This is a genomic window from Streptomyces sp. NPDC036764, from assembly GCF_055609385.1.
In genome coordinates this window covers 1,448,644-1,465,399 of record NZ_JBVJPT010000001.1, presented here as the reverse complement: position 1 = coordinate 1,465,399, position 16,756 = coordinate 1,448,644, and the positions used below count along the sequence as shown (strand labels likewise).

Genomic DNA, 16,756 nt, shown 5'->3' with positions numbered 1-16,756 from the left:
ACAACGTCTTTCCACCATGGTGCTGGTGATCGGCACCGGCGGTGCCGGTCTGCGTGCGGCGATCGAACTGGCCGAGGCTGGCGTCGACGTCCTCGCGGTCGGCAAGCGCCCCAAGGAAGACGCCCACACGGCCCTCGCCGCCGGCGGCATCAACGCGGCGCTGGCCACGATGGATCCCGACGATAGCTGGCAGCAGCACGCGGCGGACACGATCAAGGAGAGCTACCTTCTGGCCGACCCCCGCACGGTCGAGATCGTCACCCAGGGCGCCGCCCGGGGCATCGACGACCTGGAGCGGTACGGCATGGCCTTCGCCCGTGAGGAGGACGGGCGTATCTCCCAGCGGTTCTTCGGCGCGCACAAGTTCCGGCGCACCGCTTTCGCCGGCGACTACACCGGTCTGGAGATCCAGCGCACCCTCATCAGGCGCGCCCAGCAGCTCGACATCCCCGTGCTCGAAGGCGTCTACATCACCCGGCTGCTGGTGCACGACGGCACCGTCTTCGGTGCCTACGGCTTCGACCTCGCTAGCGGCAGGCGCTATGTGATCCACGCGGACGCGGTCATCCTCGCCGCGGGCGGCCACACGCGTATCTGGCGGCGCACCTCCTCACGGCGGGACGAGAACACCGGCGACTCCTTCCGGCTGGCGGTGGACGCCGGTGCCCGGCTGCGCGACGCCGAGCTGGTCCAGTTCCACCCCTCCGGGATCATCGAGCCGGAGAACGCGGCCGGGACCCTGGTCAGCGAGGCCGCCCGCGGCGAGGGCGGGATCCTGCGCAACGCCCTCGGGGAGCGGTTCATGGCCCGCTACGACCCCGACCGGATGGAGCTGTCCACCCGCGACCGGGTTGCCCTGGCCTCCTACACGGAGATCAAGGAAGGGCGGGGCACCCCCAACGGGGGTGTGTGGCTCGACGTCTCCCATCTGCCCCGTCAGACGATCATGACGCGGCTCCCCCGCGTCTACCAGACGATGCTCGACCTCCAGATGCTGGACATCACCCGCGAGCCCATCGAGATCGCGCCCACCGCGCACTACTCGATGGGCGGGGTGTGGGTGCGTCCCGAGGACCACAGCACCGATGTGGCGGGGCTGTACGCCATCGGTGAGGCGTCGAGCGGGCTGCACGGAGCGAACCGGCTCGGCGGAAACAGCCTCATCGAGCTGCTGGTCTTCGGCCGGATCACGGGACGGGCGGCCGCCGCCTACTCGCAGTCCCTGACCGTGCAGCGGCGTTCGGCGGCGGCCGTCGCCGAGGCCCGCGCGGATATCGACGACCTGCTCGCCGCGGACGGGCCGGAGAACGTGCGCGCGCTGCAACGCGCCATCCGCAACACCATGACGGAGCACGCGGGAGTCGTACGCGACGAAGAGGGCCTGCGCGCGGGCCTCGCGGAGCTCTCGGTGATCGAGAAGCGGATGGCGGACGTCGGCGTGCACCCGGACATCGCCGGCTATCAGGACCTCGCGCACGCCTTCGATCTGAAGGCTGCCGCCCTGGCCGCGCGGGCCACCCTCGAATCGGCGCTGGAGCGTCGCGAGACCCGTGGCTGCCACAACCGCAGCGACCACCCGGACCTGGATCCCGCTCTGCGCGTCAATCTCGTGTGGTCCCCGGCGACCGGTGTGACCCGCGAGAGCATCCCCGATATTCCGGACGAGATTTCCGCCCTGATGCAGGAAGTCTCCACCGAAGGAAAGCTTGTCGAATGAGCCGCCGGCGCAAGGCAGGGAATTCTCTGGATTTCTGCCCCGGCGTCTGTCACAGGCAGAACCCCTGCCCGGTCTCTTCCAGTACAGAGAGAATTTTCTCCGAGAGGAATCCGTGATGAAGGTCGTAGTGATCGGTGGAACCGGGCTCATCGGCTCGAAGCTGGTCGGCAAGCTCGCCGAGCACGGGCACGAGGCGGTCGCGGCCGCGCCCAACACCGGCGTCAACACCCTGACGGGCGAGGGTCTCGCCGAAGTCCTGAAGGGCGCGTCGGTGGTGGTGGACGTGTCCAACTCGCCGTCGTGGGAGGACGACGCCGTCCTGAACTTCTTCCGGACCTCCACCACCAACCTCCTCAAGGCGGAGGCGGAGGCGGGTGTGACGCACCACGTCGCGCTGTCCGTGGTGGGCACCGACCGGCTCCAGGAGAGCGGGTACTTCCGGGCCAAGCAGGCGCAGGAAGAGCTCATCAAGGCGTCCGGCATGCCCTACTCCATCGTCCACGCCACCCAGTTCTTCGAGTTCATCAAGGGGATCGCCGACATCTCGACCGACGGCGACACCGTGCACCTGGCCCCGGCCAAGTTCCAGCCGATCTACTCCGACGACGTGGCCGCGGCCGTCGGCCGCACCGCGGTCGCCACGCCCGTCAACGGTGTGGTGGAGATCGCGGGCCCCGATGTGTTCCAGCTCGACGAACTGATCCGCAAGACGCTGTCCGACAACAACGACCCTCGCACGGTCGTCACGGACCCGAAGGCGCCGTACTCCGGTGCCCGGCTTCAGGAGACCACGCTCCTGCCCGGTCCGGACGCGCACATCGCGGAGACCAAGCTGTCCGACTGGATCGCGCGGCAGAAGTAGAAAACCGCCGGGTGGCCCCTGCCGGCGGGCAGGGGCCGCTTCATTCACGCCAATTCGTTCATGAATTCGCGCCGACTGGAGCGGCGGCCGCACGGCCTATGCGCGCGCCCCCGCCTCCGTCGCGAGCACCGTTTCCAAAAACGCGAGGTCCCCGTACTGCGCCGCCGCGAGGAATGCCTGTACGAGCCGCCGGTGCGCGACGGAATCCACGGGCTGCCGGGGACGGTCCGCGGCGAGCCGCTCCTGGGCCCTTGAGACCTGCTGCCTCGTATTGGCGACGCCGATACCCAAGAGCTCGGCGATCCGGCCGTACGGATAGTCGAACCCCTCCCGCAGGACGTAGGCCGCGCGCTGCCTCGGCGTCAGCCTCTCCATCAGCAGCAGAACCGCCCCCTCGGCGGCGTCGTGCCGCTCCGCCACCGCTTCCGGTGTGGCATCGAGGTCCGTCGGTTCCGGGAACCAGGGACTGGCACAGGACTCCCGGCGCTTGAAGGCGGACTGGACGAGGTTGATCGCCAGCCGCGCGGTGGTCGTCCTGAGCAGCGCCGACGGGTTGCGGACGACCGTACGGTCCGCCCCCTGCCACCGCAGCCAGGTTTCCTGGATGACGTCCTCCGCCTCGCACGCTTCGCCGACGATCCGGTTGGCGATCCTGAGGAGTCCGGGTCTGGCCTGCACGAACACCGATGTCGCGTCATCCGCCAGGACCGTCGCCGAGGCGGCCGTCGTGCCCGCCCGCTTCCGGCCCGGCCCGGCTTCGACCATATGCGTGTCCACGACCGGCTCCCTGGCTCGGTGGGTCGGCGGCCCGAAAAGGGGCCTACTCCAACATCTCGCCGCGGACGGCCGACCGCACCTCGCGGCCTGCCGATCGCCGGGCCATGGCTTGGCGTTCCTGTTCCGTGGTGCCGCCCCAGATCCCCTCCACCGGACCGGCGCCGACAGCCCAGTCGAGGCACTGCTCCCGCACCGGGCAGCGCCCGCACACGGCCTTCGCCTCGTCCGTCTGGATCAGCGTCGGGCCACTGCCGCTGTTCCCGATGGGAAAGAACAGATCAGGGTCCTCGGCCAGGCAGATCGCCCTTTCACGCCACTCCACGGAAGACCTCCTCGGCGATCGGCGGTCGGTGCCGCACGGGGCACGGCACGGTCTGTCGCAAGTGGAGACCGGATGGCCGGCGCAGGTGTGACAAGCGGGCGCATGTCACAGGAGGCGGGCCTGTCCGGTCACACCTGACGAGCGGACGCATCACGAGATCGATGTGGTGGTCGTCGTATGGGGCTGCGCGCGAGGGAGGTCGGGCCGTGGCGGGTGCGGGCGATGCGGTGTCGCTGGTGGAGCTGCTGGACGAGCGGCGGCACCTGCTCGATGTGGCGTTCTGGATGCTGGGGAGCGGGCGCGACGCCGAGCGGGTGATCGACGAGGCGTACCGGCGGTGGTTCGGGCTGTCCGAGGCGGAGCGGGCGCGGATCGCGGAGCCGCGGTCGTGGCTGGCCCGGGTGGTGGGAGGCGTCTGCCTGTCCCGGTTGATGTCGCCCGTGCAGAACGGGGCGGACGAGGTCGGCCGGGTGCTGCTGGACGCGTGGGACTCGTTGTCCCCGGCGGAGCGGGCGGCGTTCGTGCCGACCGATGCGTTCGGGACGGCGCCGCGGGCGGTCGCGGACATCGTCCGGCAGAGCGAGCCGCGGTGTGTGGAGCCGGCGGAGCGGGCGCGGCGGAGCCTGCGCGCCCTGCGGGGGCGGCCGACGTCGGCGGGTGAGCACGACGCGGTGGTGCGGGCGGTGCGTGACGCCTGTGCGGGTGAGGACGAGGCGGTGCTGACGTCGTTGCTCGCGGTGGACGCGACGGCGTTCTTCGACGGTGGTGGGAAGGTCCGGGCGCTGGTCAGGCCGGTGCAGGGGGGTGCGCCGGTGGCGCGCAGTCTGCTGACGCTGCTGGCGCGGCATCCGTGGACCACGTTGGACACGCATGCGGTCAACGGCCGGACCGGGCTGGTGGTGCGCTACGGACGTCAGGTCGCCGCGGTCATCAGCCTCGATGTCGCCGGCCCGCAGGTCGTGCAGGTCTGGGTCATCCTCAACCCCGACAAACTCCGGACCTGGAATCACACGGTTCGACATGCGGCAGACCTGTCACAGAACGGGGAGCCCGCCGGTCAGTCAAGCGGACGAGTTGGGAAGAGCCGTGACGTCCGATGACCACCACCGGGCACCGCTGCTCGCAGGAACGGAGACCGCAGGATCATGCATCTCGAGACGTCCCCCCCGGAAAACACCCTGGACGAGGCCGTTTCTGTCTTCGTGAAGCTCCGCCCGCGGCTCTTCGGTATCGCCTACCGCGTCCTGGGAAGCGCCGCCGAGGCCGAGGACGTGGTGCAGGAGGTGTGGATGCGGTGGCAGCGGACCGACCGCTCGGTGGTGATCAGCCCCGCCGCCTTTCTGTCGAGCACCACGACCCGGCTGGCCATCAACGTCGCCCAGTCCGCCCGGGTCCGCCGCGAGACCTATATCGGCCCGTGGCTGCCCGAGCCCGTCGACACCAGCAACGATCCCCAGGTCGGCGCCGAACGGGCGGAGGCTCTCGAATTCGCGCTGCTCCTCGTGCTGGAGAAGCTGAATCCCACGGAGCGGGCCGCCTACGTCCTGCGGGAGGCGTTCGACTACGCCTACTCCGAGATCGCGCAGATGCTTGGGCTCAGCCCCGTCAACGTACGCAAGATCGTGAGCCGGGCCCGTAAGCATCTGGGGGCCGGCCAGCGCGAGGCCGTCGACGCGGTGGCACATCGGCAGCTCCTCGACGCCTTCGTGTCGGCGGCGCGCAACGGCGACATCGCCTCACTGGAGGCCGTCCTGACGCCGGATGCCGTCAGCCTGTCCGACGGCAACGGCATCCGGGGCGCCGCCCGCGTCCCCGTGCTCGGCCGTGCGCGCGTGGCGAACCTGGCGACGGCGACCCGGCGGTTCTGGTGCGGGGTGGAGGTCCGCCGCGTCGAGGCCAACGGACGCGGCGCGGTGCTGCTCCACCGGGACGGCCGGCCCACGACGTTCATGACGATGGCGGCCTCGCGGGCGGGCATTCACCAGTTGATGTGGATGTTCAACCCGAGCAAGATCGCCGCGTTCATGGACTCGGCCTCCCGCAACACCGGGGCACTCGCCGTCCGAGCCGCAACTTGACACTCGGGCTCTGGAAGGGGTTCAACTCCAAACGGTCACCGGTACGAACGAGCTGTCCTGCCGGAACAGATCCGTGCCGTCCGCCCGCTCCACTCGCAGTTGGTAGTTGTAGTGCCGCAGGTAGTACCCGGGGTAGTTGTACGACTCCCAGCGGATCGAGCCGCTCGGCGTGCCCGTGCGGGCGATGAACGTGGCGTCCTTGGCGAAGGTGGACGTGCCGTCGTTGGTGTCGAAACGGGCGCGGAAGTCGTAGTGGCGCAGGTACTTTCCGGACGAGTCACGGAAGGAGTAGCCGCCCGCGTCGGCGAGGCCGGCCACGACGGTGAAGGTCGACGCCTGCTTCTCGGCGGTGGTGCTGGACCCGCTGACCACCGGGAGGTTGAGCAGCGAGGACTGTGTCTGCCAGTAGCGGGTGGTGTAGTTGCCCGACTGGAAGGAGCGGGTGACGTTCTTCGTCAGGGCCGGGCCGCCGGAGACGGTCTCCTTGATGACCGTGAAGTGGCGGGCCGTTCCGGAGACGGCGGGCAGGGCGGCCGGGGCGGACCAGGTGGCGAAGGTGTCGTAGCTGTCGCTGTAGTAGTACGTGCCGTCGCCGTAGCCGTCGAAGAAGAGCCGCCAGCCGCCGTTGTCGAGCTGGATGAGGGCGGGGCCCTCGCGGTAGCTGCCCCAGCCGGCCCAGTTGCCGGTCCTGGAGATGGTGTAGGGGCCCGTCAGCGCAGAGGCCGTCGCGTACTCGATGTACTTCGTCGTCTCGTTCTTCGTGAAGGCGTGGTAGGTCGAGCCGGTCTTCACGACGAAGGTGTCTATGTGGTTCTCGCCGATGCCGGACAGGGCTACGGGTGAACTCCATGTCGTCAGCCCGGAGTTGGAGGCCTTCAGCAGGTACGGCGTGAAGATCCACTCGTCGTCGGTGGTGGAGCAGGACACGATGACGTTCACGCTGCCGTCGCTGTCGACGAACCACTCCGGCGCCCAGGCGCGGGAGAGGCCCGCGATCGGGACCGTGTAGTCGTACAGGAACGTCCAGTTGACCCGGTCGGTGCTGCGGGCGAAGCCGATGGTGGTGCTGGTGTCCTGCCAGGTGTGGGTCGTGTAGGTGACGTAGTAGTAGCCGTTGGTGTGCTTGAAGACGCTCGCGTCGCGGATGCGGTTGCTCGGCGGCGTGTAGGCGGAGGCCCGGGCCAGGCGGAAGTCGGTGGCGTCGTCCGACTGATAGACGTTCACGGTCCCGTCGTCGCTGTTCAGGAACGGCACGATCGTGTACCGGGTGGCCGAGCCGCTCGGCGGTGCGGCCGCCAGCGCCGTGCCGAGCAGTCCGGGGGCCTCGCCCAGGACCAGCGCCGAGGCGGGCAGGGCGGCCATCGCGCGGAGCAGGGCGCGGCGGGACGGGGTGTGGGGGCGTCTGGTCACGTGCGGCTCTCCCTAACGGTTCAAGGGACGACTCCGAACAGGCGAACGTTCGCAATTTCGAACGTGGTTCGGAAATTCGATCAGAAGGTAGGGGTGAGGCTCTGGCGCGTCAATGGTTTGCGCACGGAGAGGCGGGACCTGGGTGAAACCTGTGGTGAACCTCGGAGCCGCACCGGGCGAAAACGTTCCGCCGTCGACCCACCGGAGGTTACCGTTCGGTAGACAACGTCGCCCCGGAGGTGCCCCGTATGACGCCCGACCGTGCCGCAGGCCTCGCGGAGTCCGCCCGTGCGCTGGCCGACGGGGAGGTGACGTCGCGGGCTCTGGTCGAGGAGGCGCTCGCGCGGATCGAGGCGACGCAGGGCTCCCTCAACGCCTTCCGGGTGGTGCGGGCCGAGGCCGCGCTCGCCGAGGCGGACGCCGCCGACGTGGAACTCGCCGCCGGAGTGCGCCGACCGCTCCTCGGCGTGCCGATCGCGGTGAAGGACGACACGGATGTCGCGGGCGAGCCGACCGCGTTCGGCTGTTCGGGCCAGTTCCCGCCCGCCGCCGAGGACGCCGAGGCGGTACGGCGGCTGCGCGCGGCCGGCGCCGTGATCGTCGGCAAGACCAACACCTGTGAGCTGGGGCAGTGGCCGTTCACCGAGGGACCCGCCTTCGGCGCGACCCGCAATCCGTGGCACCGGGACCACACGCCCGGCGGCTCGTCCGGCGGTTCGGCCGCCGCCGTCGCCGCCGGGCTCGTCCCCGCCGCACTCGGCTCGGACGGCGCCGGCTCGGTGCGGATCCCGGCGTCCTGGACCAACCTGATCGGCATCAAGCCGCAGCGCGGCCGTGTCTCGACCTGGCCGCGCGGCGAGTCCTTCAAGGGCATCACCGTCAACGGCACCCTCGCCCGCACGGTCGCCGACGCGGCCCTGCTGCTGGACGCCGCCGCCGGCAACCACGAACTCGACCCGCACCGGCCGCCGTCCATCGACGCCTCCCAGGCCGTCGGCCGCGACCCGGGCAGGCTACGGATCGCGCTCGCCCTGAAGCCGCCGTTCACCGCCGTGCCCGCCCGGCTCGACCCACGGGTGCGGGCCAGGATTGTCGAACTCGGCGAGAAACTCAGTGCGTTGGGGCACCACGTCGAGAAGGCCGATCCGCCGTACGGCCAGATCGGGCTGACGTTCGTCCCGCGCGCGACCGCCGGTATCGCCGAGTGGGCCGGCGAGGTGCCCTTCCCCGCCCTGCTCGACCCGCGCACCAAGAGCGCCGCCCGACTTGGCCGGCTGCTCGGCGGGGCCCCGCTGCGGGCGGCCCGGCGCGCGGAGGCGGTCCTGCACCGTCGTATCGGCAGGTTCTACGAGTCGTACGACGTCGTCCTCGCGCCCACGACGGCCGCTCCCCCGCCCCGGATCGGCGCCATGCTCGGCCTCGGCGGATTCGCCACCGACCGCGCGATGATCGCCGCCTGCCCCTACGCCTGGCCGTGGAACGTGCTGGGCTGGCCCGGCGTCAACGTCCCCGCGGGATTCGCGGGCGGGCTGCCCGTCGGCGGCCAGCTCCTCGGGCCCGCGAACAGCGAGCCGCTGCTGATCTCGCTGGCCGCGCAGTTGGAGGCGGAGCTGAAGTGGCACGAGCTGTGGCCGCCGCAGCAGGACGAGACGGCGCCGAGCGCGGTCGCCTGAGCCACTCCGGCTCACCGGCTCAGGCCCTACTCTGTGACCATGGACGACGCGTCGATGGTCGGGCTCATGGGGCGGGTCACGGGGACGGTCGGGCCGGGACTCGTCGGTGAGGTGATCGTGCGGGTGCGCGGCGGCGCCGAGCACTTCCTCGCCTATCCGGCCACCGGCACCGAGCGGATCGAGCGCGGCACGGTGGTGATGGTGGTGGAGTACCAGCCACCGCGCACGGTCTACGTCCAGGCGGCATACGACAGTTGAGCTCGCTCCGTCGCAGGTGAGAGACCCGTGCGTCAAGGTTGCGACAAGGATCCGTCAACGTCTGTACCTGCGCCCGGCACAGGCGCACACTCCCATTCGTTCGGTGCCGAAAGGGCACCATGCAAAGGGGGCGTATGCCGATGGTTGTCGGCGTCGTGGCGGGGGTGGCGGTTGCCGCCGTTCTCGTTCTGATCGGTCTGTTCAAGATGATGTGGCGGGTCGCCGAACCCAACGAGGCACTGGTCATCTCCGGCTCCAAGCACCGCACGGAGGGCCTCGAAGAGGGGATGGGCTTTAGGATCGTCACCGGGCGGGGCACGCTCGTGCTGCCGGGTGTGCAGGCGGTGCGCAAGCTGTCTCTCGACCTGAACGAGACCGAGTTGCAGGTGGACTGCGTCACCCACCAGGGCATTCCGCTGAAGGTGCGGGGCGTGGTCATCTTCAAGGTGGGCGACGACTTCGTGTCGATCGCCAACGCGGCCCGCCGTTTCCTGGACCAGCAGAAGCTGATGTCCGAGCGGGTGCACAACGTCTTCGCCGGTCATCTGCGGTCCATCGTCGGCGGGTTGACGGTCGAGGACATGATCCGCGACCGGGAGAAGCTCACCGGGCAGACGCGTGCCGCGTGCGGTACGGAGATGGAGAAGCTCGGGCTCATCGTCGACTCGCTCCAGATCCATGAGATCGAGGACCCGACCGGCTACATCCAGAACCTCGCCGCCCCGCACGCGGCGGCCGTGCAGCGGGACGCGCGTATCGCGCAGGCCGAGGCGAACCGGCTGGCCACCGAGGCGGAGCAGCAGAGTTACGCGCGGATGGCCGAGGCGACCCGGGACAGCGAGATCCTCCAGGCCGGCTATCAGGCCGAGCGCGACAAGGCGGGCGCCAAGTCCCGGCAGGCGGGACCGCTCGCCGACGCGGCCGCCCGGCAGGAGGTCGTCGTCCAGGAGACGCGGGTGGCGGAGCTGGAGGCACACCGGCGCGAGCAGCAGCTCCAGGCCGACGTACGCAAGCCCGCCGACGCCATGGCCTACGAGAAGCGCACGCTGGCCGAGGCCGAGCGTGACGCGCGTATCTCGGCCGCCGAGGCGAAGGCGAAGGAGACGGAACTGGCGGCCGCCGCCGAGGCGACCCGGGTCAAGGCGGCCGCGGGCGCCGAGGCCGAGGCGACCAAGACGCGCGGCGCGGCCACGGCGGCCGCCACCCGGGCCACCGGTGAGGCCGAGGCCGCCGCGGCCCAGGCGAAGGGTCTGGCGAACGCCGAGGCCACCAAGGCGAAGGGACTCGCGGAGGCGGAGGCCATCAAGGCCCGCGCCGCCGCCCTCGCCGAGAACCAGGAGGCGGTGGTCGCCCAGCAACTCGCCGAGAACTGGCCGGAGATCGTCCGGGCGGGCGCGTCCGCGTTCGGCAACGTCGACAACATGGTGGTGCTCAACGGCGCCGACGGTATGGCGGACATGTTCGCCAAGGCGCTCACCATGGGCGGCACGGGGCTGGGCCTGGCGCGCCAGTTGCTCGCGTCGATGCAGCAGAACGGGCAGGCGCCGAAGGAGGCCTCACCGCTCAACGGGCTCGCACCGAACCAGAAGGTGCCGATGGACGAGAAGTGACCCTTCACGCACAGCTCACGGGGGCAGCCCCTAAGGTGCCCCCGTGAGCACGTATACCGACGAGAACGTCCCGGGCCGCTTCGGCCCCACCGCCACGACCGAGGCCGACCCGCGCGCGGTCGGCAAGGTGCGCACCGAGTACTCCCCCGCGCACGACGGCGACCCCGACCCCGGGGAGATCGTGTGGACCTGGGTCCCCTTCGAGGAGAACGACGGACGGGGCAAGGACCGCCCGGTGCTCGTCGTCGCGCGGGAGCCCGGCGGGACCTTCCTCGCCGTGCAGCTCTCCAGCAAGCGGCACGACGGGGACCGGGAGTGGGTGGCGATCGGCAGCGGACCGTGGGACAAGTCGGGCCGCGACTCCTGGGTGGACGTGGACCGCATCCTGCGCCTGCACGAGCGGGGCATGCGCCGGGAGGCGTGCGCCCTGGACCGGGGGCGGTTCAACCTGGTCAGGCAGCGGCTGCACGAGCGGTACGGCTGGACCTGAGTCCTAGTCCCGGAGCCCATGCTCCGGGAACGCCCGTGCGAACGCCGCCCGTACCGGGCTGTCCGGCGTGCGGTCGAGGATCGCGAACACCACGTGCTCGAAGGCCCCGGCGAACCGTCCGCCGGGCCCGAGCAGCGCTCTGAACGCGCCCGCCACCTGCGCCGGGTCGTTGCGGAACACCCCGCAGCCCCAGGCGCCCAGCACGAGTCGCCGGTATCCGTGCGCGGCGGCGGTCTCCAGCACCCGTTCGGCGCGGCTCGCGAGTGCGCGGGGCAGCTCGGGCGTGCTCCCGGGGGCGGTACGCCGCACAACGCCCGCGTTCGGCGCGGCAGCCGTGAGGAAGCCCGCGGTGAACGGCTCGTCCAGCAGGCGGCCGCGGTCGTCCCGGAACACGGGCACGCCGGGTGAGTGGATGACACGGTCCGTGTAGAACGGGTCGCGGTGGGCGCGGTGGTGGTCGTAGAACTCGCGGACCCCGAGCAGGCAGGTGTACAGCGCCGAGGCCCGGCACAGGGCCTCCTCCTGGGCCTGGGCGCCGTTGAGATAGCCGCCGCCGGGATTGCGGGCCGACGCGAAGTTCAGTACGGCCGTGTCGCCGCCGAGCCGGCGGGCGGCCTCAAGGCTGCTCTCCTCGGTGACCTCGAAGAACGTCTCCCCCGCGGGGAGCCGCGGCACCTTGACCGGCTCCGGCCCGTACATCCGCGTGCCGAACCGTGCCGCCTCGATCGCCGCCGCGACGGACACCTCCCGGCCGTCCGGCGCGCGGTAGTTGCCGGCCGCCACTATCTGTTCCGTCTGCTGCGCGATGCCGCGCAGACGCGCGCTCATCGCGCCGCCTGCGGGCGCGTCATACCCACGCGACCGTCCGGGCCGCCCGCGATCTCCCCCGCCGTGCTCATGTGGGCATCGTGAGCGATGCTGGTCATGCGCCGCAACAGAAATTCCGGACCCCCACGGCCGACCGGGAACGGCCGGAAAAGCCCCAGCCAACACCCGGAGAGCAAAGATTACCGACCCGGAACGTGCCGGTACGCACCCTTGTGCGAAACGACATGAGGGTCTTGGGTGGGACGAGTGTGCCGGCCCGCCCACAAGATCCGGGCCGGGCGGCATCGAGGACTCTCAGGAGGATCCCGACATGTCAGATTCGGTGAGTGACTGTACGGAGCGGCCCCGCACCGCGGTCACCGAAGCCGAGGTGGAGGCCCTGGTCCGGGGCATCTGCTTCAAGACCGGCCCGCCCCGTACCCTCGGGGTCGAAGTGGAATGGCTCGTCCATGAGCTGCGCAGCCCGCAGCTCCCCGTGACACCCGAACGCCTCGAAGCGGCCTACGCCGCACTACGGACCGTGCCCCTGAGGTCGGCGCTCACCGTCGAACCCGGCGGCCAGCTCGAACTGAGCTCCCCGCCCGCCACCTCGCTGATGGAGTGCATCGGTACCGTCTCCGCCGACCTCGACGCCGCTCGCGCCGTACTGCGCGAGCACGATCTGGGTCTGGTCGGCATCGGCAATGATCCCTGGCATTCGCCCCGGCGCTTCCTGCGCCAGCCGCGCTATGACGCCATGGAGGCCTACCTGGACCGCGCCGGCCCGGCCGGCCGCGCCATGATGTGCACCTCGGCCTCGGTACAGGTGTGTCTGGACGCCGGCTACGAGGAGCCCGGCCCGCTCGGGCACGGCCGGCGCTGGTGGCTGGCGCACCAACTGGGCGCGGTCCTGGTCGCGGCCTTCGCGAACTCCCCGCTGGCCGGGCGCGAGCCCACCGGCTGGCTCTCCACCCGGCAGCTTCTGTGGATGGAGATAGGCGCGGATCGCGCGGGCGCTCCCCCGCTGGACGGTGACCCACGAGCCTCGTGGGCGCGGCACGTCGTGGACGCGCCGGTGATGTGCGTGAGGCAGGACGGTGGCCCCTGGGACGTACCGGAGGGCCTGTCGTTCCGGGAGTGGACCAGATCGGGGGCGCCCAGGCCGCCGACGCAGGAGGATCTGGAGTACCACCTCACCACGCTGTTCCCGCCGGTGAGGCCGCGTGGCCATCTGGAACTGCGCATGATCGACGCGCAGCCCGGCGAGGACGGCTGGATCGTGCCGCTCGCCGTGGCGACCGCGCTCTTCGACGACCCGGAGGCCGCAGAGACCGCCTACCGGGCCGTGAAGCCGCTGGCCGAGCGCGCCCTGTCGCGGCCGGCGCCGCACAACCCGCTGTGGCTCGACGCGGCCCGCTCGGGCCTCGCCGATCCCGAGTTGCGGGAGGTCGCGGTCACCTGCTTCGCCGCGGCGCTGGAGGCCCTGCCCCGGCTGGGCGCCACGACCGAGGTCACGGACGCGGTGGCCGCGTACCGGGACCGCTATGTCGCCCGGGCCCGCTGCCCCGCCGACGACCTGCTGGACGAGCTGTACGGCACGGACCGCATTCTGCATGGGAGGGACATCCGCACATGACCGACCCCGCTTTCGACGCCGACACTCTCCGCGAGCGGGCGCTGACCAATCTCACCACCGCCCGTGCCCGCACGACCCTGCTCACCTCCTGCGTGGAGGAGCCCGACCTCACCGCCCAGCACTCACCGCTGATGTCCCCGCTGGTGTGGGACCTCGCCCACATCGGCAACCAGGAGGAGATGTGGCTCCTGCGGGCGGTCGGCGGGCGGGAGCCGATGCGGCCCGAGATCGACGGCCTCTACGACGCCTTCGAGCACCCACGTGCCGCACGCCCCTCGCTGCCGCTGCTGCCGCCCACCGAGGCCCGGCACTACGCCTCCGAAGTGCGCGGCAGAGTGCTGGACATCCTGGAGAGCACCGCGTTCCACGGGACGCGGCTGACCGAGGCGGGCTTCGCCTTCGGGATGATCGCGCAGCACGAGCAGCAGCACGACGAGACGATGCTGATCACGCATCAGCTCCGCAAGGGCCCGCAGGCCCTGACCGCCCCTGACCCGGACCCGGTGCCGCTGTTCACGGGGCCGTCGGAAGTCCTGGTCCCCGGCGGCCCGTTCACCATGGGCACGTCCACCGAGCCGTGGGCGCTGGACAACGAACGCCCGGCGCACCGGCGGGAGGTGCCGGCGTTCTACATGGACACCACGCCCGTGACGAACGCCGCCTACCAGGCGTTCATCGCGGACGGCGGCTACGACACCGAGCGCTGGTGGACGCCGGAGGGCTGGGCGCACATCCGGCAGCACTCGATCCACGCGCCGCTGTTCTGGAGCCGGGACGGCAAGCAGTGGCTGCGGCGCCGCTTCGGCGCAACCGAGGTCGTCCCGCCCGACGAGCCGGTGCTGCATGTGTGCTGGTACGAGGCCGACGCCTACGCCCGGTGGGCCGGGCGCCGGCTGCCCACCGAGGCCGAGTGGGAGAAGGCGGCCCGGCACGACCCGGCCGGCGACCGCTCCACGCGCTACCCGTGGGGCGACGCCGATCCCGGGCCGGAGCACGCCAACCTCGGCCAGCGCCATCTGCGGCCCGCGCCCGCCGGGAGCTACCCGGAGGGCGAATCGCCGCTCGGCATACGCCAGTTGATCGGCGACGTATGGGAGTGGACGGCGAGCGACTTCCTGCCGTACCCGGGGTTCCAGGCGTTCCCGTACAAGGAGTACTCGGAGGTGTTCTTCGGACCCGAGTACAAGGTGCTGCGCGGCGGCGCGTTCGCCGTGGACGCGGTCGCCTGCCGGGGCACCTTCCGCAACTGGGACTATCCGATCCGGCGCCAGATCTTCTCCGGGTTCCGTACGGCCCGCTCCGCGGGGGACGTCTGATGTGCCGTCATCTGGCGTACCTCGGCCCCGAGGAGCCGCTCGGCCGGCTCCTCGTGGAGCCCCCGCACGGCCTGTACCGCCAGTCCTGGGCACCTCGGCGACAGCGGCACGGGACCGTCAACGCCGATGGTTTCGGGGTCGGTTGGTACGCGGAAGGGGACCCGGTACCGGCCCGCTACCGTCGGGCCGGTCCGATCTGGGCGGACCTGTCCTTCGCCGATCTCGCCCGGGTCGTCCACAGTGGCGCGCTGCTCGCCGCCGTACGGGACGCGACGATGGCGGGAGCCGACGGGGAGGCCGCGGCGGCGCCGTTCGCCGGCGGCCCCTGGCTGTTCAGCCACAACGGCGCGGTGAAGGGCTGGCCGGGATCGATGGCCCCGCTCGTCTCCGGTGTCCCGCCGGTGGACCTGCTGTCGCTGGAGGCCCGCAACGACTCCGCGTTCGTGTGGGCGCTGGTCCTCGCGCGGCTGCGCGGCGGCGACGAGCAGGGGCAGGCGCTGGCCGACACGGTCCTGGAGGTCGCCGAGGCGGCCCCCGGGTCCCGGCTCAACCTGCTGCTCACCGACGGCGAGAGCATCGCCGCGACCGCCTGGGGCGACACGCTCTGGTATCTGACCCGCCCAGGCGGCGGCACCGTCGTGGCCTCCGAGCCCTACGACGACGATCCGCACTGGCAGGAGGTCCCCGACCGCACCCTCCTCGCCGCGAGCGGCACCGATGTGCTGCTCACCCCGCTCAAGGACCCCAGCGACACCCTGGTACCGGCACGACCGAAGGAGCCCAGCACGTGAGTCCGTTCCTTCTCACCCGCACCCTGCCCGAGGACGCCACCGACGCCGCACTGCGCGCCGACGTCCTGAAGGGCCTGACGAGCACACCGAAGACGCTGCCGCCGAAGTGGTTCTACGACGCGCAGGGCAGCGAACTCTTCGAGAAGATCACCGAGTTGCCCGAGTACTACCCCACGCGAGCCGAACGCGAGATCCTCGTCGACCGGGCCGGCGAGATCGCCGTGGCCACCGGCGCCCGCACGCTGGTCGAACTGGGCTCCGGCTCCTCCGAGAAGACGCGGTTCCTCCTCGACGCGCTGACCGGGCTGCACACCTACGTCCCCGTCGACGTCAGCGAGAGCGCGCTCACCCAGGCGGGGCAGGCGCTGATCGAGGAGCGGCCGGGGCTGGACGTGCATGCCCTGATCGCCGACTTCACCGTCGGGCTGGCCCTGCCGGACACACCGGGGCCCCGGCTGGTGGCGTTCCTCGGCGGCACGATCGGCAATCTGCTGCCGGCCGAGCGCTCGGCGTTCCTCGCCTCCGTCCGCGCCCTGCTCTCCCCCGGTGACGCGCTGCTGCTGGGGACCGATCTGGTCAAGGACGAGAAGGTCCTCGTCGAGGCGTACGACGACGCCGCCGGTGTGACGGCCGCGTTCAACAAGAACGTCCTGACCGTGATCGACCGCGAGTTGGGCGCCGACTTCGATCCCGGTGCCTTCGAGCACGTGGCTGTCTGGGACGCGGACAACGAGTGGATCGAGATGCGGCTGCGCTCCCGTACGGCGCAGACGGTGAAGGTGCCCGCGCTGGACCTCGCCGTGGACTTCGCCGCCGGTGAGGAGATGCGCACCGAGGTGTCGGCGAAGTTCCGCAGGGACGGTGTCCGCGCGGAACTGTCGGCGGCCGGACTGGAGCTGGCGCACTGGTGGACGGACGGTCAGGGCAGGTTCGCGCTGTCACTGAGCGTGGCGCGGTGACGGACGGCTCGCGCGTTGCCCCACCTTGGGGCACCGTGGAGTGACGCGTG

16 protein-coding genes are annotated in these 16,756 nt (G+C 71.2%); 12 read left to right on the top strand and 4 right to left on the bottom strand.

What is annotated here, in order from left to right:
* The first annotated feature begins 16 nt into the window (after nt 1–16).
* Complete coding sequence (locus ACZ69Q_RS06370) at nt 17–1,717, top strand: FAD-dependent oxidoreductase (protein ID WP_471040107.1); 1,701 nt, start codon at nt 17–19, stop codon at nt 1,715–1,717.
* 115 nt (nt 1,718–1,832) lie between these two features.
* Nucleotides 1,833–2,579 (top strand): SDR family oxidoreductase, encoded by a 747-nt coding sequence (locus ACZ69Q_RS06365; RefSeq protein WP_471037237.1) that lies wholly within the window; start codon nt 1,833–1,835, stop codon nt 2,577–2,579.
* Between the two features lie 96 nt (nt 2,580–2,675).
* Here the strand turns inward: ACZ69Q_RS06365 and ACZ69Q_RS06360 are convergent, their stop codons facing one another.
* Nucleotides 2,676–3,356 (bottom strand): sigma-70 family RNA polymerase sigma factor, encoded by a 681-nt coding sequence (locus ACZ69Q_RS06360; RefSeq protein WP_471037234.1) that lies wholly within the window; start codon nt 3,354–3,356, stop codon nt 2,676–2,678.
* Between the two features lie 43 nt (nt 3,357–3,399).
* Nucleotides 3,400–3,678: a WhiB family transcriptional regulator gene (locus ACZ69Q_RS06355; RefSeq protein ID WP_471037230.1), complete on the bottom strand. Its 279-nt coding sequence runs from the start codon at nt 3,676–3,678 to the stop codon at nt 3,400–3,402.
* A gap of 206 nt (nt 3,679–3,884) precedes the next feature.
* Between ACZ69Q_RS06355 and ACZ69Q_RS06350 the strand changes: the two genes are divergently transcribed.
* Complete coding sequence (locus ACZ69Q_RS06350) at nt 3,885–4,778, top strand: sigma-70 family RNA polymerase sigma factor family protein (RefSeq protein ID WP_471037227.1); 894 nt, start codon at nt 3,885–3,887, stop codon at nt 4,776–4,778.
* Nucleotides 4,779–4,823: 45 nt separating this feature from the next.
* A complete protein-coding gene (locus ACZ69Q_RS06345; RefSeq protein ID WP_471037224.1) occupies nt 4,824–5,756 on the top strand; it encodes an RNA polymerase sigma-70 factor in 933 nt (310 codons plus the stop codon).
* A 21-nt stretch (nt 5,757–5,777) separates the two neighbouring features.
* Here ACZ69Q_RS06345 and ACZ69Q_RS06340 read toward each other — a convergent pair whose 3' ends face one another.
* The gene (locus tag ACZ69Q_RS06340; protein WP_471037220.1) at nt 5,778–7,166 is read right to left on the bottom strand and encodes a glycoside hydrolase family 43 protein; all 1,389 of its coding nucleotides are present in this window, start codon (nt 7,164–7,166) and stop codon (nt 5,778–5,780) included.
* Between the two features lie 248 nt (nt 7,167–7,414).
* On the opposite strand from ACZ69Q_RS06340, the gene ACZ69Q_RS06335 reads away from it, so the two are divergent.
* The 4 genes from ACZ69Q_RS06335 (at nt 7,415) to ACZ69Q_RS06320 (ending at nt 11,197) form a co-directional block, all read left to right on the top strand.
* Complete coding sequence (locus tag ACZ69Q_RS06335; protein WP_471037216.1) at nt 7,415–8,839, top strand: amidase; 1,425 nt, start codon at nt 7,415–7,417, stop codon at nt 8,837–8,839.
* 39 nt (nt 8,840–8,878) lie between these two features.
* Nucleotides 8,879–9,097 carry a hypothetical protein gene (locus tag ACZ69Q_RS06330; RefSeq protein ID WP_030961567.1) on the top strand — a complete coding sequence of 73 codons (219 nt, stop codon included), beginning with the start codon at nt 8,879–8,881 and terminating at the stop codon, nt 9,095–9,097.
* A gap of 134 nt (nt 9,098–9,231) precedes the next feature.
* Nucleotides 9,232–10,707, top strand: coding sequence for an SPFH domain-containing protein (locus ACZ69Q_RS06325; RefSeq protein WP_471037212.1), 1,476 nt, complete (start codon nt 9,232–9,234; stop codon nt 10,705–10,707).
* A 43-nt stretch (nt 10,708–10,750) separates the two neighbouring features.
* Nucleotides 10,751–11,197 carry a type II toxin-antitoxin system PemK/MazF family toxin gene (locus tag ACZ69Q_RS06320; protein WP_471037210.1) on the top strand — a complete coding sequence of 149 codons (447 nt, stop codon included), beginning with the start codon at nt 10,751–10,753 and terminating at the stop codon, nt 11,195–11,197.
* Nucleotides 11,198–11,200: 3 nt separating this feature from the next.
* Here ACZ69Q_RS06320 and ACZ69Q_RS06315 read toward each other — a convergent pair whose 3' ends face one another.
* Complete coding sequence (locus ACZ69Q_RS06315; protein WP_471037207.1) at nt 11,201–12,025, bottom strand: TIGR02452 family protein; 825 nt, start codon at nt 12,023–12,025, stop codon at nt 11,201–11,203.
* Between the two features lie 310 nt (nt 12,026–12,335).
* Here ACZ69Q_RS06315 and egtA point away from each other — a divergent pair, with 310 nt between their 5' ends.
* The 4 genes from egtA to egtD are packed head-to-tail and all read left to right on the top strand — an operon-like array spanning nt 12,336 to nt 16,706.
* Nucleotides 12,336–13,640, top strand: a complete 1,305-nt coding sequence (gene egtA / locus ACZ69Q_RS06310; protein ID WP_471037204.1) for an ergothioneine biosynthesis glutamate--cysteine ligase EgtA — start codon at nt 12,336–12,338, stop codon at nt 13,638–13,640.
* Nucleotides 13,637–14,956: an ergothioneine biosynthesis protein EgtB gene (gene egtB, locus ACZ69Q_RS06305; protein ID WP_471037201.1), complete on the top strand. Its 1,320-nt coding sequence runs from the start codon at nt 13,637–13,639 to the stop codon at nt 14,954–14,956. The genes egtA and egtB overlap by 4 nt, the downstream gene beginning before the upstream one ends.
* Nucleotides 14,956–15,747 (top strand): ergothioneine biosynthesis protein EgtC, encoded by a 792-nt coding sequence (gene egtC, locus ACZ69Q_RS06300; protein ID WP_471037197.1) that lies wholly within the window; start codon nt 14,956–14,958, stop codon nt 15,745–15,747. Before egtB ends, egtC begins: the two co-directional genes overlap by 1 nt.
* Nucleotides 15,744–16,706 carry an L-histidine N(alpha)-methyltransferase gene (gene egtD, locus ACZ69Q_RS06295; protein ID WP_471037194.1) on the top strand — a complete coding sequence of 321 codons (963 nt, stop codon included), beginning with the start codon at nt 15,744–15,746 and terminating at the stop codon, nt 16,704–16,706. The genes egtC and egtD overlap by 4 nt, the downstream gene beginning before the upstream one ends.
* Nucleotides 16,707–16,756 lie beyond the last annotated feature (50 nt).